The organism is Mixta intestinalis, from assembly GCF_009914055.1.
In the GTDB taxonomy this organism is placed as follows: Bacteria; Pseudomonadota; Gammaproteobacteria; order Enterobacterales; family Enterobacteriaceae; genus Mixta; species Mixta intestinalis.
Map to the genome: position 1 here is coordinate 4,650,114 of NZ_CP028271.1, position 17,763 is coordinate 4,667,876.

At 53.6% G+C, this 17,763-nt stretch carries 15 protein-coding genes, 1 pseudogene and 1 other annotated feature; of the genes and pseudogenes, 12 read left to right on the forward strand and 4 right to left on the reverse strand.

The window, feature by feature from the left end; all coding sequences use genetic code 11:
• Positions 1-3 precede the first annotated feature (3 nt).
• Positions 4-651 (forward strand): 2,3-diphosphoglycerate-dependent phosphoglycerate mutase GpmB, encoded by a 648-nt coding sequence (gpmB, locus tag C7M51_RS21550; RefSeq protein WP_160623492.1) that lies wholly within the window; start codon positions 4-6, stop codon positions 649-651.
• A gap of 38 nt (positions 652-689) precedes the next feature.
• Here gpmB and robA read toward each other — a convergent pair whose 3' ends face one another.
• Positions 690-1,568: an MDR efflux pump AcrAB transcriptional activator RobA gene (gene robA / locus C7M51_RS21555; RefSeq protein ID WP_160623493.1), complete on the reverse strand. Its 879-nt coding sequence runs from the start codon at positions 1,566-1,568 to the stop codon at positions 690-692.
• Positions 1,569-1,765: 197 nt separating this feature from the next.
• Between robA and creA the strand changes: the two genes are divergently transcribed.
• Entirely contained in the window at positions 1,766-2,239 is a 474-nt protein-coding gene (gene creA, locus C7M51_RS21560) for a protein CreA (protein ID WP_160623494.1), read from the forward strand.
• Positions 2,240-2,275: 36 nt separating this feature from the next.
• On the opposite strand, the gene arcA is transcribed toward creA, so the two are convergent.
• Complete coding sequence (gene arcA, locus C7M51_RS21565; RefSeq protein ID WP_038628413.1) at positions 2,276-2,992, reverse strand: two-component system response regulator ArcA; 717 nt, start codon at positions 2,990-2,992, stop codon at positions 2,276-2,278.
• A gap of 606 nt (positions 2,993-3,598) precedes the next feature.
• Between arcA and C7M51_RS21570 the strand changes: the two genes are divergently transcribed.
• From C7M51_RS21570 to thrC, 5 genes and pseudogenes are all read left to right on the forward strand, one after another.
• Entirely contained in the window at positions 3,599-4,279 is a 681-nt protein-coding gene (locus C7M51_RS21570; protein WP_160623495.1) for a tRNA/rRNA methyltransferase, read from the forward strand.
• Between the two features lie 206 nt (positions 4,280-4,485).
• Positions 4,486-4,554 (forward strand): thr operon leader peptide, encoded by a 69-nt coding sequence (gene thrL, locus C7M51_RS22835; RefSeq protein WP_160623739.1) that lies wholly within the window; start codon positions 4,486-4,488, stop codon positions 4,552-4,554.
• Positions 4,493-4,611, forward strand: a sequence feature (Thr leader region). Its footprint overlaps the gene before it by 62 nt.
• 26 nt (positions 4,612-4,637) lie before the next feature.
• Positions 4,638-7,100 (forward strand): bifunctional aspartate kinase/homoserine dehydrogenase I, encoded by a 2,463-nt coding sequence (gene thrA, locus C7M51_RS21580; RefSeq protein ID WP_160623496.1) that lies wholly within the window; start codon positions 4,638-4,640, stop codon positions 7,098-7,100.
• Between the two features lie 2 nt (positions 7,101-7,102).
• A pseudogene (thrB, locus tag C7M51_RS21585) lies at positions 7,103-8,033 on the forward strand (homoserine kinase).
• Positions 8,034-8,036: 3 nt separating this feature from the next.
• Complete coding sequence (thrC, locus tag C7M51_RS21590; RefSeq protein WP_160623497.1) at positions 8,037-9,323, forward strand: threonine synthase; 1,287 nt, start codon at positions 8,037-8,039, stop codon at positions 9,321-9,323.
• A gap of 50 nt (positions 9,324-9,373) precedes the next feature.
• Here thrC and yaaA read toward each other — a convergent pair whose 3' ends face one another.
• On the reverse strand, positions 9,374-10,150 hold the full coding sequence (yaaA, locus tag C7M51_RS21595; RefSeq protein WP_160623498.1) for a peroxide stress protein YaaA: 777 nt from the start codon (positions 10,148-10,150) through the stop codon (positions 9,374-9,376).
• Between the two features lie 209 nt (positions 10,151-10,359).
• On the opposite strand from yaaA, the gene tal reads away from it, so the two are divergent.
• The 3 genes from tal (at position 10,360) to C7M51_RS21610 (ending at position 13,465) form a co-directional block, all read left to right on the forward strand.
• Positions 10,360-11,313 carry a transaldolase gene (gene tal, locus C7M51_RS21600; protein ID WP_160623499.1) on the forward strand — a complete coding sequence of 318 codons (954 nt, stop codon included), beginning with the start codon at positions 10,360-10,362 and terminating at the stop codon, positions 11,311-11,313.
• Between the two features lie 132 nt (positions 11,314-11,445).
• On the forward strand, positions 11,446-12,033 hold the full coding sequence (gene mog, locus C7M51_RS21605; RefSeq protein ID WP_160623740.1) for a molybdopterin adenylyltransferase: 588 nt from the start codon (positions 11,446-11,448) through the stop codon (positions 12,031-12,033).
• A gap of 121 nt (positions 12,034-12,154) precedes the next feature.
• The gene (locus C7M51_RS21610) at positions 12,155-13,465 is read left to right on the forward strand and encodes an MFS transporter (RefSeq protein ID WP_160623500.1); all 1,311 of its coding nucleotides are present in this window, start codon (positions 12,155-12,157) and stop codon (positions 13,463-13,465) included.
• Positions 13,466-13,504: 39 nt separating this feature from the next.
• Here C7M51_RS21610 and satP read toward each other — a convergent pair whose 3' ends face one another.
• Entirely contained in the window at positions 13,505-14,068 is a 564-nt protein-coding gene (satP, locus tag C7M51_RS21615; protein ID WP_160623501.1) for an acetate uptake transporter, read from the reverse strand.
• A 304-nt stretch (positions 14,069-14,372) separates the two neighbouring features.
• Between satP and dnaK the strand changes: the two genes are divergently transcribed.
• On the forward strand, positions 14,373-16,280 hold the full coding sequence (gene dnaK / locus C7M51_RS21620; RefSeq protein WP_160623502.1) for a molecular chaperone DnaK: 1,908 nt from the start codon (positions 14,373-14,375) through the stop codon (positions 16,278-16,280).
• A 110-nt stretch (positions 16,281-16,390) separates the two neighbouring features.
• Positions 16,391-17,530, forward strand: a complete 1,140-nt coding sequence (gene dnaJ / locus C7M51_RS21625) for a molecular chaperone DnaJ (protein WP_160623503.1) — start codon at positions 16,391-16,393, stop codon at positions 17,528-17,530.
• Positions 17,531-17,763 lie beyond the last annotated feature (233 nt).

Genomic DNA, 17,763 nt, shown 5'->3' on the forward strand with positions numbered 1-17,763 from the left:
AGCATGTTACAGGTCTATCTTGTCCGTCACGGGGAAACGGTGTGGAACGCGGCCAGGCGCATTCAGGGACAGTCTGATAGTGCACTGACTGAAAAAGGGGAATACCAGGCTCGCCAGGTAGGTGAGCGGGTCAGATCGCTGGGGATTACGCACGTTATCAGCAGCGATTTAGGCCGGACGCGACGTACCGCAGAGATCATTGCTGACGCCTGCGGTTGCGGCGTTACGCTGGATGCGCGGCTGCGTGAGTTGAATATGGGCGTACTGGAGCAGCGCCCGATCGATTCGCTTAGCGAGCAGGAGGAGGCCTGGCGTCGTACTTTGCTGGATGGCACGGTAGACGGACGTATTCCTGAAGGGGAGAGTCTGGCGGAGCTGGCGGCGCGTATGCACCAGGCGTTGAACGCCTGTTTTGATTTGCCAGCCGGTAGCCGTCCGTTACTGGTGAGCCACGGCATTGCGCTGGGCGTGCTAATCGGTACGTTGCTGGGCCTGCCTGCTCACGCTGAACGACGTTTGCGGCTGCGTAACTGCTCGCTGTCACGCGTCGATCATCAGCAAAGCGCGTGGCTGGCACAGGGATGGGTGGTGGAGACGGCGGGCGATGTGTCGCATCTCGATCTGCCCGCGCTGGATGAGCTACAGCGCTGAATCCGATAAACGGGCCCGCAGAGCGGGCCCAAATAGTCTTAGCTGGCGACGCGTTTGATCGGTATTAAATATTCGCAGCGAATCTCTTTCGGCGGTTCGGTGCGTTTCTTGCCGCCGTGCGTATAAAAGCGCTCAATATCCTGACCGTAACGGCGCGTTAGCTGTAGCGTCGGCATACAGGTGCCATACAGCATCAGGATAAAATCCTGTAGCTGGCTGCGCGGTCCTTCATAGTTGAACTGGACATAATCGCCACCTTCCAGCAGCACGCTCTGCGCCGATTGCATGGTTTTAGCCAGCTGGTCAGAAGGAACGGCGGTAGTGTAGAGGATCTCCTGCTCATCATCCTTTTCCTGACTGGCACGTACCTGATGCAGGCCATACAGCACAGGCGGTACGGTGTCGTTTTCCAGCAGGAACTGCTGCCAGAAATGGGTGCGCATCTCGTCACGATAGCGCGAGATCTGCTCCAGCGTACAGGTATAGTTCTGCGTTTGCCCCACCAGCAGTGTTTCCGGCAGCGTAACGTAATGCGCCTCCGGCAGCGGCACGTCATCCAGACGGATCGGGGGACGCAGGCCGTAGGCGTTCCATTCCGAGGCGCGACGATACCAGGCTGGCGTCTGGCTGAACTGCTTTTTAAAGGCGCGGGTAAAGGTCTGCTGTGAATCGAAGCGATACTGTAACGCGATATCCAGAATCGGACGGCTGGTTAAGCGCAGCGCAACCGCGGCTTTTGACAGGCGTCGGGCGCGAATATAGGCACCAATCGCGTGACCGGTCACTTCCTTAAACATTCTTTGCAGATGCCATTTAGAGTAGCCCGCTTTTGCCGCCACGTTATCCAGTGACAGCGGCTGATCGAGATGGCTCTCCAGCCAGACAAGCAAATCGCGAATGATACCAGCTTGGTCCATAAAACATCCTCTTGTACTTAGATAGGCGCAGGCAGGGCAAAGTCGCAGGATCATAGCACTAAATGCGCAAAAAACGCCGAAGGTTTTACCTGGTGGATTGTGCTATACCCTTGCAAACGGGTTAAATAAGGTTAGCCCGACTTATCCCTGGTGCAGTCTTTTCACAAGAAAATCTAACAAAATTTAATGGTAATGATATGGTAATCAATAGGTTATTAATTATTTCGGCGGCGATTTTATTCAGCGCAAGCGCCGGTGCAGAAGAGATCGGCTCAGTGGATACGGTATTTAAGATGTTTGGGCCCGATCATAAAATTGTGGTAGAGGCTTTTGACGATCCGGATGTGAAAAACGTTACCTGCTACATTAGCCGGGCAAAGACGGGGGGCATCAAGGGAGGCTTAGGCCTGGCGGAAGATACTTCTGACTCCGCGATTTCCTGTCAGCAGACAGGGCCGATAACGTTAAGCGAACGCATCGCTAAGGGGAAAGCCCAGGGCGAAACGGTATTCCGCCAGCGTACTTCGCTGTTGTTTAAAAAGCTACAGGTGGTTCGCTTTTTCGATGCGAAGCGCAACGCACTGATTTATCTCTCTTACTCAGATAAAGTCGTGGAGGGTTCACCGAAAAACGCTCTGAGTGCCGTGCCGATTATTCCGTGGAGTCACTAAAAGCAAAACGGCGAGAAACCTCGCCGTTTTTAATCATCATTCCTGCAGATCGCCGCAGAAGCGGTAGCCTTCGCCATGAATGGTAGCGATGATTTCTGGCGTGTCCGGCGTGGACTCAAAGTGCTTACGGATACGACGAATAGTGACGTCGACAGTACGGTCGTGTGGCTTCAATTCGCGACCGGTCATTTTCTTCAACAGGTCAGCACGGGTTTGAATTTTGCCTGGGTTTTCACAGAAATGCAGCATGGCGCGGAATTCACTGCGCGGCAGCTTATACTGCTCACCGTTGGGGCTGATCAGCGAGCGGCTGTTGATATCCAGCTCCCAGCCGTTGAATTTATAGCTCTCGACCTGTTTACGCTCTTCGCTGGTGGCGGAAAGGTTCATGGTACGGGAAAGCAGATTGCGGGCGCGAATCGTTAATTCACGCGGGTTAAATGGCTTGGTGATGTAATCATCCGCGCCAATTTCCAGGCCAAGGATTTTATCAACTTCATTATCACGGCCGGTCAGAAACATCAGTGCCACGTTTGCTTGTTCACGTAGTTCACGCGCCAGTAACAGACCATTTTTACCAGGTAAATTAATGTCCATAATTACCAGATTAATATCATTATCGGTCAATACCTGATGCATCTCTGCGCCATCCGTCGCTTCAAACACTTCGTAGCCTTCGGCCTCAAAAATGCTTTTTAGAGTGTTACGCGTGACTAATTCATCTTCAACGATAAGAATATGCGGGATCTGCATGAGTTCGCTACCTAAAATTTGCCAACAAAATCGGAAACAGGATGTACTACCGTTAACGCCGGAAAATGATCGCGGGATAACCTGAGTACAGAATTATGTTCTTGATGCACTGTCCATCAACGTCAACAACATTGTCAGCTCAGCCATAAGGATGAATCCTGCATGCCCCGGCAGTGCCAAATGGCCGCTATCCTAGCTGTATTAACAGCAACATAACAGCATAGAGTACAACCGATAAGCACTAAAACAACGCTTCGTTGACTTATATCAAATCAAGTGTAGCACGTTAACACTTTTGTGAAAAATGCTCATCAGAATGCCAGCTTAACTCACAGTTATCAGGCCTTAACACGGGACTTAGCCTCCTGCTAGTGCGCGAAAGTTTACTCAGTTAATTAATAAAATACAATTTTGATTTATAAGGGCTTATTTATGATATTTATATGTTATTAATGTTTTCCCAGGTTAAATAGTTTAAACGCGTTAAATACAAAAATTGTTGTCGCATAGTGCTTGGTTAACGGCTTGTTATTTTTATGATGCTGTTATTTAACATGGCGTCATGTCAAAGTGTGCGCCTCAGGTAAGTTGACATTCAGGGTTTCTATGCGTTTTCCACTTATTCTTGTCTCTCCCGCCCGCCCGGAAAATATTGGTGCTGCGGCACGTGCGATGAAAACAATGGGTTTTAGCGAATTGCGTATCGTACAAAGCGATGCCTGGCAGCTGCCGGCAACGCGTATTGTGGCGCATGGCGCTGGCGAAATTGTTGACAACATTCAGCACTATTCGTCACTTTCAGCTGCGCTGGCGGATATCGACTTTTCGGTGGCCACCACTGCCCGCAGCCGGGCCAGGTTCCGCTACTATGCTACGCCGCAGCAGGTAGAAACTATTCTTCACGAGAAGCAGCAGTGGGTAAGCAGCATGGCGCTGGTTTTCGGGCGGGAGGATAGCGGCCTGACCAACGAAGAACTGGCGCAGGTTGATTTGCTGACCGGCATTCCAATGGCGAATGATTACCCCTCGCTTAATCTTGGGCAGGCGGTAATGGTTTACTGCTATCAGCTCTCCTCGTTAATGCAGGTGATGCCAGCGGTCAGTGAGCGGGCAGATGATCAACAGCTGAGCGCGCTGCGCCAGCGCCTGATGTCGCTGCTTGCCCGGCTAAACGTGGCCGATGATGAAAAGCTGGCGGACTGGATCCAGCAGCGTGTTGGTTTGCTGGAACAGCGCGATAACGCGATGTTACATCGGCTGTTACATGATATTGAAAAAAAACTTTAGTACGATACCCTGAGTAAAAAATAATATCTGGTTGATGATTCCAGATTTACCAAAAATTATGGTTGATAACACTAAATCGAGCGCCCATTTAGCCTCCGGACGGTTGTTAACGGCAATGGGTGCCGCCGATAAATCCATTGACTTCATCCGGCGATTGCTTTACTTCTGAAAAGCAGACAGACACATAACAGACAGACAAAAATCACATGCGTACAAACAGCCTGAACATCACCACTATTACTACCACCATTACCACAGGTAACGGTGCGGGCTGACGCATACAGGAAAAAAGAGAAAAAGCCCGCACCCAACCAGGTGCGGGCTTTTTTTTCGGCTTAAATTCAGGAGATCTTTAACGATGCGAGTGCTGAAATTCGGCGGAACCTCAGTGGCAAATGCGGAACGTTTTCTGCGGGTTGCCGATATTCTTGAAAGCAACGCGCAGCAGGGACAGGTAGCAACCGTACTGTCCGCGCCCGCTAAAATTACTAACCACCTGGTAGCGATGATTGAGAAAACCATCAGCGGTCAGGATGTCACGCCGAATGTCAGCGACGCTGAACAGATTTTTGCCGCTCTGCTGAGTGGACTACAGGCGGCGCAACCGGGCTTTGCCTGGGAGCGGCTACAGGCGCTGGTGGATAAAGAGTTCGCGCAGCTGAAGCAAACACTGCACGGCATTGCTCTGCTGGGCCAGTGCCCCGATAGCGTCAACGCCGCGATTATCTGTCGCGGTGAAAAGCTCTCTATTGCCATTATGGAAGCACTTTTGCAGGCCCGTGGTCATCGCGTCAGCGTGATCGATCCGGTCAGCATGCTGCTGGCGCACGGACACTATCTTGAATCTACCGTGGATATCGCTGAGTCCACGCGTCGCATTGCCGCCAGCCATATTCCGACGGACAGTATGATCCTGATGGCGGGCTTTACCGCCGGTAACGAGCGTGGCGAATTGGTGGTTCTGGGGCGTAACGGCTCTGACTATTCGGCTGCGGTACTGGCGGCCTGCCTGCGCGCCGACTGCTGTGAAATCTGGACCGACGTGGATGGCGTTTATACCTGCGATCCGCGCCAGGTGCCGGACGCACGCCTGCTGAAATCGATGTCTTATCAGGAGGCGATGGAGCTGTCCTATTTCGGCGCTAAAGTTCTGCATCCCCGCACCATCGCCCCCATCGCCCAGTTCCAGATTCCCTGCCTGATTAAAAATACCGCCAATCCTCAGGCGCCCGGTACGCTGATTGGCGGCAACGCCAACGATGATGCGAATCCGGTGAAGGGCATTACCAACCTGAACAACATGGCGATGTTTAACGTCTCCGGGCCGGGCATGAAAGGGATGATCGGTATGGCAGCACGCGTGTTCGCCGCGATGTCGCGTACCGGTATCTCGGTAGTGCTGATTACCCAATCCTCTTCCGAATACAGCATCAGCTTCTGCGTACCACAGATAGAGCAGGCGCGGGCGCGCCGGGTGCTGGAGGAAGAATTTTATCTGGAGCTGAAAGATGGCCTGCTGGAGCCGCTCGATGTTATGGAGCAGCTGGCGATCGTTTCCGTAGTGGGCGATAACATGCGCACCCAGCGCGGTATCTCCGCCAAATTCTTTGCAGCGCTGGCGCGTGCCAATATCAATATCGTTGCTATCGCCCAGGGTTCTTCCGAGCGCTCAATTTCGGTGGTGGTGAATAATGATGAAGTGACCACCGCAGTGCGCGTCGTGCATCAAATGTTGTTCAACACCGATCAGGTGATAGAGGTTTTTGTGGTTGGCGTCGGCGGTGTCGGCAGCGCGCTGCTGGAGCAGCTACACCGCCAGCAGGCGTGGCTGAAGAACAAACATATCGACCTGCGCGTTTGCGGTATCGCGAATTCGAAAGCGCTGGTGACCAACGTACACGGTATCGATCTCAGCCGCTGGCAAAGCGCATTGCAGGAAGCCAATGCACCTTTCGATCACAGCCGCCTGACGCGTCTGGTAAAAGAGTATCATCTGCTCAACCCGGTGATCGTAGACTGTACCTCCAGCCAGACGGTGGCCGATCGCTATGTTGATTTCCTTGCCGAAGGCTTCCATGTGGTAACGCCGAATAAAAAGGCCAATACCTCTTCCTGGAATTACTATCAGCAGCTGCGTAGCGCAGCGGAAAAATCACGCCGTAAATTCCTTTATGATACTAATGTCGGTGCCGGTCTGCCGGTGATTGAAAACCTGCAAAATCTGCTGAATGCGGGCGATGAACTGATCAGCTTCTCCGGGATCCTGTCCGGCTCGCTCTCTTTTATTTTCGGCAAGCTGGATGAGGGCATGTCGCTTTCAGAAGCGACCCGACTGGCGCGTGAAATGGGCTTTACCGAACCCGATCCGCGCGACGATCTTTCCGGCATGGATGTGGCGCGTAAGCTGCTGATCCTGGCGCGTGAGGCGGGACATGAGCTGGAGCTGAGCGATATTGATATTGAAGCGATGCTGCCGGAAGAATTTACCGCCATTCCTGATGTTGATACCTTTATGCGGCGGCTGCCTGAGCTGGATGCCATCTTTGCCCAACGCGTATCGGCGGCTCGTGACGCCGGAAAAGTGTTGCGCTTTGTCGGCGCGATTGAAGAGGGCGGGCGCTGCCGCGTGAAGATCGATGCGGTAGATGGCAACGATCCGCTGTATAAAGTGAAAAACGGTGAAAACGCGCTGGCGTTTTACAGCCGCTATTATCAGCCAATTCCGCTGGTGCTGCGCGGCTACGGCGCGGGCAACGACGTTACCGCTGCCGGGGTCTTTGCTGACCTGTTACGCACGCTGTCATGGAAGTTAGGAGTGTGAAGATGGTAAAAATTTATGCGCCCGCCTCAATCGGCAACGTCAGCGTCGGCTTTGACGTGCTGGGCGCGGCGGTTTCGCCGGTGGATGGTTCGCTGCTGGGCGACTGCGTTAGCGTTGAGGCGGCAGACGCCTTCAGCCTGGTCAATCAGGGGCGTTTCGTCAGCAAGCTGCCCCGCTAATCCGCAGGAGAATATCGTTTACCAGTGCTGGGCACGCTTCTGCGAGGCAATCGGTGAAACCGTACCGGTACGCATGACGCTGGAAAAAAATATGCCGATTGGTTCCGGCCTCGGCTCCAGCGCCTGTTCGGTGGTGGCGGGGCTGATGGCGATGAATGAGTTTTGCGATCGGCCACTGGATGATACGCAGCTGCTGACATTAATGGGGGAGCTGGAAGGGCGGATTTCCGGCAGCGTTCATTACGATAACGTAGCGCCCTGTTTCCTTGGTGGCTTGCAGCTGATGCTGGAGGAGAACGGCATCATCAGCCAGGCGGTGCCCTGTTTTGATGAGTGGCTGTGGGTGATGGCCTATCCCGGTATTAAGGTTTCCACCGCCGAAGCCAGGGCGATTCTGCCTGCGCAGTATCGTAAAGAGGATTGTATTAAGCACGGGCGCTATCTGGCGGGTTTTATTCACGCCTGTCATACCGCACAGCCGCTGCTGGCGGCAAAATTAATGCGCGATGTCATTGCCGAGCCGTATCGTACCAAGCTGCTGCCGGGCTTTGCTGCGGCGCGCCAGGCGGCACAGAATATCGGTGCGCTCGCCTGTGGTATCTCTGGCTCCGGCCCGACGCTGTTTGCCGTTTGCGATAACCCGGAGACGGCGCAGCGTATGGCGCACTGGCTACAGCAGAACTATCTGCAAAATGATGAAGGTTTTGTTCATATTTGCCGTGCCGATACGGCGGGCGCACGAAAACTGGGATAACGCATGAAACTCTATAACTTAAAGGATCACAACGAGCAGGTAAGCTTTGCGCAGGCGGTGAAGCAGGGACTGGGTAAGCAGCAGGGGCTCTTTTTTCCGCTGGAGCTGCCGGAGTTCGAGCTGACCGAGATCGACGCCATGCTGGAGATGGATTTCGTCACCCGCAGCAGTAAAATTCTTTCTGCTTATATCGGCGACGAAATTGCTGCGCATCAGCTGGCGCAGCGCGTTAAGGCGGCCTTCGCTTTTCCGGCACCGCTGGCACAGGTAACCGAAGATATTGCCTGTCTGGAGCTGTTTCATGGCCCGACGCTGGCGTTTAAAGACTTCGGTGGCCGCTTTATGGCGCAGATGCTCTCTTACATCAGCGGTGCCGATGAACAGATTACTATCCTGACCGCCACCTCCGGCGATACCGGCGCGGCGGTAGCCCATGCTTTTTACGGCATGGAAAACGTGCGCGTGGTGATCCTTTATCCGCAGGGAAAAATCAGTCCGCTTCAGGAGAAACTGTTCTGCACCCTGGGCGGCAATATCCACACCATCGCCATCGACGGTGATTTTGATGCCTGTCAGGCGCTGGTGAAGCAGGCTTTTGACGATGAGGCGCTGAAGCAGGCGATTGGCCTGAACTCGGCAAACTCGATCAATATCAGCCGCCTGCTGGCGCAGATCTGTTACTACTTCGAGGCGGTAGCGCAGCTGCCGCAGGAAAAACGTAATCAGCTGGTGATTTCAGTGCCGAGCGGTAACTTTGGCGATCTCACCGCAGGTCTGCTGGCGAAATCGCTGGGGCTGCCGGTAAAACGTTTTATCGCCGCCACCAACCGTAATGACACCGTGCCGCGTTTTCTCGCCAGCGGTGCCTGGCAGCCAAATACTACCGTCGCCACGCTCTCCAATGCGATGGATGTCAGCCAGCCCAATAACTGGCCGCGTGTGGAAGAGCTGTTCCGCCGTAAAACCTGGCGTCTGAGCGATCTTGGCTTTGGCGCGGTAGATGATGAGACCACTCGCAAGGCAATGCGCGAACTGGCACAGCTGGGTTACATCTCTGAGCCGCACGCCGCTATTGCCTGGCGTATGCTGCGCGACCAGCTACAGCCGGGCGAGTTTGGCCTGTTCCTGGGCACCGCGCATCCGGCGAAATTCAAAGAGAGCGTGGAAGAGATTCTGCAACAGACGCTGCCGCTGCCCGCTGAACTGGCGGAGCGTGCGGAGCTACCGTTGCTGTCGCATCAGATGAAGCCTGACTTTGCTGAATTGCGCGTGTTCTTAACGCAGCTGTAAATGTTTAGCGCAGAAAAAAGCCGCCTGCGGGCGGCTTTTGTTCAGGATGGTTACGCCTGCTCGTAGCGTTTAAACACCAGCTCATCGCCGTGACTGTTCGCCTCATCGAAGAAGTAGCCATCCAGATCGAAGTTGGTCAGCTGTGCCGCCTCGGTCAGGCGATTTTTAATAATGTAGCGGCACATCAGCCCGCGTGCTTTTTTGGCGTAAAAGCTAATCACCTTGAACTTACCGTTTTTCTCATCGAGGAAGATAGGTTTCACGATACGTCCATGAATGTGCTTAGGCTGCACCGCCTTAAAATATTCATCGGAAGCCAGGTTAATCAGCACGTCATCTTCCTGCGCTGCCAGCGCTTCATTCAGCGCCTGCGTCAGCGTATCGCCCCAGAAGCTGTAAAGATCTTTGCCATGTGGGTTTGCCAGTTTCGTTCCCATCTCCAGACGATAAGGCTGCATTAAATCGAGCGGCCTCAGCACGCCATACAGGCCTGACAGCATACGCAAATGCTGCTGGGCAAAATCAAAATCCGCCTCGCTAAAATTCTCCGCGCTCAGGCCGGTGTAAACGTCGCCTTTAAAGGCGAGAATCGCCTGACGTGCATTATCCGGTGTGAAGTCGGGATGCCAGTCATTAAAGCGCCCGGCATTCAGTAACGCCAGCTTATCGCTGATGTGCATCAACGAGGCGATAGCCGCTGGCGTCAGCTGACGGGCAACATCAATCAGCTGTTGTGATTTTTCCAACAGTGCGGGTTGCGTATAGCGATTCGTCGCCAGCGGCGTGGTGTAGTCCAGCGTTTTTGCTGGTGAAATGACCATTAACATGGATGGTTCCTTAGCGTAACCCGCAGGTTTTGTTAACTTTTTTAGCTTATTGGCGCAGATTTTAACAAAAAAAGCGCGGGCGCGGTAAATCATTACCATTGGTCAGGCCTTGCGGGTTTCGCATCAACAGCGCATTGCGCGCCGGATTGTGCATGATATTATCGCAACAGACTTTTCCCCCCGACAGTGACATTTCAAGAGAACAAACTATGACGGACAAACTTACTTCTTTACGTCAGCTTACTACTGTTGTTGCTGACACCGGTGATATCGCAGCGATGAAGCTCTACCAGCCGCAGGATGCCACCACCAACCCTTCACTGATTCTCAACGCCGCCCAGATCCCTGAATACCGCAAATTGATTGACGAAGCCATTAACTGGGCGCGTCAGCAGAGCAACAATAAAGAAGAACAGATTCAGTACGCGTCTGACAAACTGGCAGTCAATATCGGTCTGGAAATTCTTAAGCTGATCCCTGGACGTATCTCTACCGAAGTTGATGCTCGTCTCTCTTACGACACCGAAGCGAGCATCGCGAAAGCGCGTAGCCTGATTAAGCTGTATAACGATGCGGGTATCAGCAACGATCGCATTCTGATCAAGCTGGCCTCAACCTGGCAGGGGATCCGTGCCGCCGAACAGCTGGAAAAAGAGGGCATCAACTGTAACCTGACGCTGCTGTTCTCCTTCGCGCAGGCGCGTGCCTGTGCTGAAGCGGGCGTTTACCTGATCTCTCCATTCGTAGGTCGTATTCTTGACTGGTATAAAGCCAACACCGACAAGAAAGAGTATGCGCCGCACGAAGATCCGGGCGTGGTTTCCGTCAGCGAAATTTACGAATACTACAAACAGCACGGTTATGAAACCGTAGTGATGGGTGCCAGCTTCCGTAACGTTGGCGAAATCCTTGAGCTGGCCGGTTGCGATCGCCTGACTATCTCTCCGGCTCTGCTTAAAGAGCTGGCGGAAAGCGAAGGCAGCGTGGAACGTAAACTCTCCTTCAGCGGTGAAGTGAAAGCGCGCCCGGCGAAAATGACCGAAGCTGAGTTCCTGTGGCAGCATAACCAAGACCCGATGGCAGTTGATAAACTGGCGCAGGGTATCCGTAACTTTGCGGTTGACCAGGGCAAGCTGGAAAAAATGATTGCCGATCTGCTGTAATCTCCTTTTGCCGCAGCCGGTCACGGCTGCGGCAGGATGCGTTAGGTATCCTTTCTCACCCTGTAGTATCCTTGCCGCCATTCCTACAACCTGACTGCTCGCCTCGTGGCAGTATCCGTTATGAATAACACTATGAATACGTTACGCATTGGTCTTATTTCCGTTTCCGATCGCGCCGCCAACGGCATTTATCAGGATCAGGGCATTCCCGCGCTGGAAAACTGGCTCTCTGCCGCCCTGGCGACGCCTTTTACTATTGAAACCCGTCTGGTGCCGGATGAGCAGCCGCTTATCGAACAGGCAATTTGCGAGCTGGTGGATGAACGTTTCTGCCATCTGGTGCTGACTACCGGCGGAACCGGCCCGGCACGACGCGATGTCACGCCTGACGCCACGCTGGCGGTAGCCGATAGGGTGATGCCCGGCTATGGCGAACAGATGCGCCAGATCAGCCTGCACTTCGTACCGACAGCGCTGCTATCACGTCAGACCGGGGTTATCCGTAAACAGTCGCTGATCCTCAACCTGCCGGGCCAGCCAAAATCCATTAAAGAGACGCTGGAAGGATTAAAAGATGAGCAGGGCAAGGTGATAGTGCACGGTATTTTTGCCAGCGTGCCCTATTGCATTCAGCTACTTGAAGGTCCCTATGTTGAAACAAAGCCGGAAGTGGTAGCAGCTTTTCGTCCAAAAAGCGCTCGTCGTGATACAAACGACTAAAAATTAGCTTTATCAGGCATAAGATCCAGCCTGACTGGTGTGGAGAGAAAAGTTGACGTTATAGTAACTGTTACTTTACAGCGAGACGTTAACTTTTTTCTACCTTCAGGAAGCGAACACCATGCTGGATCAACCTCATTCACGTCGGCTTAACCGACAGGATTACAAAACGCTGTCGCTGGCCGCGCTTGGCGGCGCACTTGAATTTTACGATTTCATTATTTTTGTCTTCTTTGCCGCAGTTATTGGCGATCGCTTCTTTCCTTCCAATATTCCCGAATGGCTGCGCCAGCTACAAACCTTCGGTATCTTTGCGGCAGGCTATCTGGCGCGCCCGCTGGGTGGTGTAATCATGGCCCATTTCGGCGATCGGGTCGGACGCAAAAAGATGTTTAGCCTGAGTATCCTGCTGATGGCGCTACCGACGCTGGCGATAGGGCTATTGCCCGATTACCACGTTATCGGCGTTGCGGCACCGTTGTTGCTGTTGCTGATGCGCATGTTGCAGGGGGCCGCTATCGGCGGAGAAGTGCCGGGAGCATGGGTTTTTGTCGCGGAACACGTGCCGGAAAAGCGCATCGGTATTGCCTGCGGCACGCTTACGGCGGGGCTGACCGCAGGTATTCTGCTGGGCTCGTTGATCGCTACATTAATTAATTCCCTGTTATCACCCGAAACGATTGCCGCAGGTGGCTGGCGCATTCCCTTCTTCTTGGGCGGCGCTTTTGGCCTGCTGGCAATGTACCTGCGGCGCTGGCTGGAGGAAACGCCGGTTTTCCAGCAGATGCAGGCGCGCAAGGCGCTTTCTGACACTTTGCCGCTGCGTAATGTTTTACAGCATCACAAGCGTGCGGTAGTGGTTTCTATGCTGCTCACCTGGCTGTTGTCCGCCGGTATTGTGGTGGTGATTCTGATGACCCCGACCTGGTTGCAAAAGCAGTATGAGATTGCGCCCGCGCTGTCATTACAGGCTAACAGTATCGCCACCGTTATGCTGTTAATCGGCTGTATCTGCGCCGGACAGGCGGTGGATCGTTGGGGAGCCAGCCGGACGTTAATTATCGGCAGCGTGTTGCTGGCCATTTGCTGCGGGCTGTTTTACTATCGAATTGGCAGCCATCCGGAAACGCTGTTTTTCGGCTATGGACTGGCGGGGTTCAGCGTCGGCGTGGTTGGCATCGTACCTTATATTATGGTGAGAGCCTTTCCGGCTGCGGTGCGGTTTAGCGGCATCTCCTTTTCTTACAATATCGCCTATGCCATTTTCGGCGGTCTGACACCGATATGCGTCACGCTGCTGATGACGCTTACGCCACTGGCACCCGCGTATTATGTGCTGGCGCTCTGCCTTATTGGTTTACTGTTGGGTATCTGGCTGAAACGCGATATTAATAGCGTGCCGGTTGCCGCGCGCGTTGATATCTGCGGCTAAAAAAAAGCCCTGCCGATCAGGGCAGGGCCATCTCGGGTTTTACGCTTCGCCTATCGGCAACGCTTTGCAGCCCAGTTGCTCATTAATCACTTCGGCCATCGCCAGGTAAATCGCACTGGCGCCGCAAATAATGCCTTCATATCCAGCAAAGGTCAGCAGCGCTTTGCTACCAATGATATTGCCGATTGCCAGCAGGGCGAACAGCAGCGTCAGGCTGGCGAATACAAACTGTAGCGCCCGGTTTGCCCGCAGAGTACCGAAGAACATGAACAGCGTAAACACGCCCCACAGCGCCAGATAAACGCCAAGGAAGACGGCATCGGTCGGTTCTGCCAGCCCCATGCCGGGCAGCAGCAGGATACCTACCAGACTCAGCCAGAAACTGCCGTAAGAGGTAAAAGCGGTCAGGCCGAAAGTATTACCTTTTTTATATTCCAGCAGCCCGGCAAAAATTTGCGCCAGGCCACCAAAAAAGATGCCCATGCTGATAATGACGGAGGTAAGCGGAAAGAAGCCTGCATTGTGCAGGTTCAGCAGGACGGTGGTCATCCCGAATCCCATCAGACCAAGGGGGCCAGGATTTGCCAGCTTGTGGTTATGCATATGTCCTCTGCGTTAAAGAAAAAGTGAAATAGTTGAATGAGTAAAAGATAAAAAGGGTCGCTTTCGTTAGCGCGCGCGGCATCATAATGATCGGCTGAATGGCAAACGTTGATCTGAACGGTGGTAAAACCGAATTTTTTTTAACTTACCCCTTGATGCTGTCAGGGTTGTCCCCATCTTATTTGGCATCCAAGGGTATGTACCTGGAAAAAAAAGCGCGGCGCCGGGAGTTGAAACGGCAAAAACTGCCCGCATTAAGTGTGCATAACCTGATTTGTAATGAATTTAAGTGGGAGACGTTTAGATGGGTAAGATTATTGGTATTGACCTCGGTACAACCAACTCATGTGTTGCCATTATGGATGGCGCTAAAGCGCGCGTGCTGGAGAATGCCGAAGGCGATCGCACCACACCGTCAATTATTGCCTATACCCAGGATGGTGAAACGCTGGTCGGTCAGCCTGCTAAACGTCAGGCCGTGACTAACCCGCAGAACACGCTGTTCGCTATTAAGCGCCTGATCGGTCGTCGCTTCCAGGACGAAGAAGTCCAGCGCGATCTGAAAATCATGCCTTACAAAATCACGCAGTCCGATAACGGCGATGCCTGGCTGGATGTGAAAGGTCAGAAAATGGCGCCGCCGCAGATTTCTGCGGAAGTGCTGAAAAAAATGAAGAAAACGGCGGAAGATTACCTGGGTGAGCCGGTAACTGAAGCGGTTATCACCGTACCGGCCTACTTCAACGATGCGCAGCGTCAGGCAACTAAAGATGCGGGTCGTATCGCTGGTCTGGAAGTAAAACGTATTATTAACGAACCGACTGCCGCAGCGCTGGCGTACGGTCTGGATAAAGGCCAGGGCAACCGTACTATCGCGGTTTATGACCTGGGCGGCGGTACGTTTGATATCTCTATCATCGAAATCGATGAAGTTGACGGCGAAAAAACCTTCGAAGTGCTGGCAACCAACGGTGATACTCACCTGGGTGGTGAAGACTTCGACAGCCGTTTGATTAACTACCTGGTAGCGGAATTCAAAAAAGATCAGGGTATCGATCTGCACAACGACCCGCTGGCAATGCAGCGTCTGAAAGAAGCCGCAGAGAAAGCGAAAATCGAACTCTCTTCTGCGCAGCAGACCGATGTTAACCTGCCGTACATCACGGCGGACGCTACCGGTCCGAAACACCTGAACATCAAAGTTACGCGTGCCAAACTGGAATCGCTGGTAGAAGATCTGGTAGCCCGTTCTATCGAGCCGCTGAAAGTTGCGCTGCAGGACGCTGGCCTCTCCGTTTCTGATATCAACGATGTTATCCTGGTTGGTGGTCAGACACGTATGCCGATGGTACAGGCAAAAGTAGCTGAGTTCTTCGGTAAAGAGCCGCGTAAAGACGTTAACCCTGATGAAGCGGTAGCCGTAGGTGCTGCGGTACAGGGCGGCGTGCTGGCCGGTGACGTGAAAGACGTTCTGCTGCTGGACGTAACCCCGCTGTCGCTGGGTATCGAAACCATGGGCGGCGTGATGACCTCGCTGATCGGTAAGAACACCACTATCCCGACCAAACACAGCCAGGTCTTCTCGACTGCTGAAGACAACCAGTCTGCGGTAACGATCCACGTGCTGCAGGGTGAACGTAAACGTGCGGCGGATAACAAATCCCTGGGTCAGTTTAACCTGGATGGTATCCAGCCGGCACCGCGCGGTATGCCGCAGATCGAAGTCACTTTCGATATCGACGCCGACGGTATCCTGCACGTTTCCGCGAAAGATAAAAACTCCGGTAAAGAGCAGAAGATCACCATTAAGGCATCTTCCGGTCTGAACGAAGATGAAATCGAAAAAATGGTACGTGACGCGGAAGCGAACGCAGAAGCTGACCGTAAATTCGAAGAGCTGGTGCAGGCGCGCAACCAGGGCGATCAGATTGCCCACAGCACGCGTAAACAGCTGGACGAAGCGGGTGACAAACTGTCCGCGGATGACAAAGCACCGATCGAAACGGCGTTGAACGAGCTGAACACCGCGCTGAAAGGCGAAGATAAAGCGGATATCGAAGCGAAAATCCAGGCGCTGATGCAGGTTTCCAGCAAGCTGATGGAATTTGCTCAGCAGCAGGGTCAGCCAGCCGATGGTGCTGATGCTTCTGCGAAGAAAGACGATGACGTTGTCGACGCTGAATTCGAAGAAGTAAAAGACAATAAAAAATAATTGCCCCTGACCGGGCGCGCGGCGGTTGCCCTGACAACCGCTGGTAACCAGCACGGGCGTCGGAGTTTCTCCACGCCCGTGCACGCATGTTAAGGGCAGGAAATATAACAATGGCGAAAACAGACTATTACGAGATTTTAGGCGTTCCGAAGTCTGCGGAAGAGCGTGAAATCAAAAAGGCCTATAAACGCCTGGCGATGAAGTACCACCCTGACCGCAATCCAGGTGACCAGGAAGCAGAAGCCAAATTCAAGGAAGCGAAAGAGGCTTATGAGGTACTGACCGATGCGCAGAAGCGTGCGGCCTACGATCAGTACGGCCATGCGGCGTTTGAACAGGGCGGCATGGGCGGCGGTGGTTTTGGCGGCGGCTTCGGCGGCGGCGCAGACTTCAGCGATATCTTTGGCGACGTTTTTGGCGATATCTTTGGCGGCGGCCGTCGGCAGCGCGCAGCCCGTGGCGCCGATTTACGCTACAACATGGAGCTGACGCTGGAAGAAGCGGTCCGTGGCGTGACCAAAGAGATCCGTATCCCGACGCTACAGGAATGTGACGTCTGCCACGGCAGCGGCGCAAAATCGGGCACCCAACCGCAAAGCTGCCCGACCTGTCACGGTGCGGGTCAGGTGCAGATGCGTCAGGGCTTCTTTACCGTGCAGCAGGCGTGTCCGACCTGTCACGGGCGCGGTTCAATAATTAAAGATCCCTGCAACGCCTGTCACGGCCACGGTCGCGTAGAAAAATCTAAAACGCTGTCGGTGAAAATCCCGGCGGGTGTGGATACCGGCGATCGTATTCGTCTGAGCGGCGAAGGCGAAGCGGGTGAGCATGGAGCGCCGGCGGGCGATCTCTATGTTCAGGTATCGGTGAAGAAACACCCGATCTTCGAACGTGAAGATAATAACCTCTACTGCGAAGTGCCGATTAACTTTGCTATGGCGGCGCTGGGCGGTGAAATCGAAGTCCCAACGCTTGATGGACGCGTGAAGCTGAAAGTGCCTGCGGAAACCCAAACCGGCAAACTGTTCCGTATGCGCGGCAAAGGGGTGAAATCGGTACGCGGCGGTAGCCAGGGTGACCTGCTGTGCCGCGTAGTGGTAGAAACACCGGTTAGCCTGAGCGAGAAACAAAAATCGCTGCTGCGCGAGCTGGAAGAGAGCTTCGGCGGGCCCAGCGGTGAGAAAAACAGCCCGCGTTCAAAAAGTTTCTTTGATGGTGTGAAGAAATTCTTCGACGATCTGACCCGCTAAAGCCCCTCCATCTTTGTGAATAAACGCCTCGCCAGAGGCGTTTTTTTTTGCCCGGTCAATTTTTTGTTCCATGTTTAGCCGCAGGCTGCTGAATCTACTGACAGAAAATCGGAGAGCATCGCTTCTCTCTTGCGTTCAGCAAACCTGTATTAATTCGGTTTTTCCGAATTTTATGCGCTATATAACCTGTTTTTACCGAATCGTTAAAGCGCGTATGCTTAGCGTTAAAAGTA